The organism is Ammoniphilus sp. YIM 78166 (genome assembly GCF_004522215.1).
Taxonomy (GTDB): domain Bacteria; phylum Bacillota; class Bacilli; order Aneurinibacillales; family RAOX-1; genus YIM-78166.
The window spans coordinates 1-416 of sequence record NZ_SDLR01000049.1 but is presented as its reverse complement, the minus strand read 5'-3'; the positions used below and the strand labels follow the sequence as shown (position 1 = coordinate 416).

General features: G+C 49.0%; 1 protein-coding gene. It reads right to left on the bottom strand.

What is annotated here, in order from left to right:
• Positions 1–363: hypothetical protein (locus EIZ58_RS32830; RefSeq protein ID WP_240689501.1), on the bottom strand; the 363-nt coding region annotated here is incomplete at its 3' end.
• Between the last annotated feature and the right edge of the window lie 53 nt (positions 364–416).

The following is a 416-nucleotide window of genomic DNA, read 5'->3' as shown; positions in this document are numbered from 1 at the left end:
CTGCTGGTCCTGAGCCTGCTGTGCTTGCTGAGCCTGCTGACGTGCTTGCAGTTCTTCCTCTGTATAGAAGAAGCTACTGCTCTGGATGCCGAAGCTATCCATTACACTGTCAATCAATGCATCTACGTTAGTACGAGCAGTTGCTTGTTGCAGTACCGGCACAATTAATTGCAGGCTCTGAACTGCTTCCAGTAATCGGTCAGCCTGAGCAGACTTATACAGGCTAGCAGTACCTACCGTTACATCCAATTCCATGGCACCGAGTTCAAGCATAGGCTTAATCTCAGGGTACTTGTTAATGATGTACAGGTACGCGAGCTTACGCAGCCAGTTATCTGCTAATGTAGAGTAAGCGTCACCCAAGGCGTTCTGAGCTTCCTGTGCAGTCTGACGAATCTCATACGCAGTTACACGCT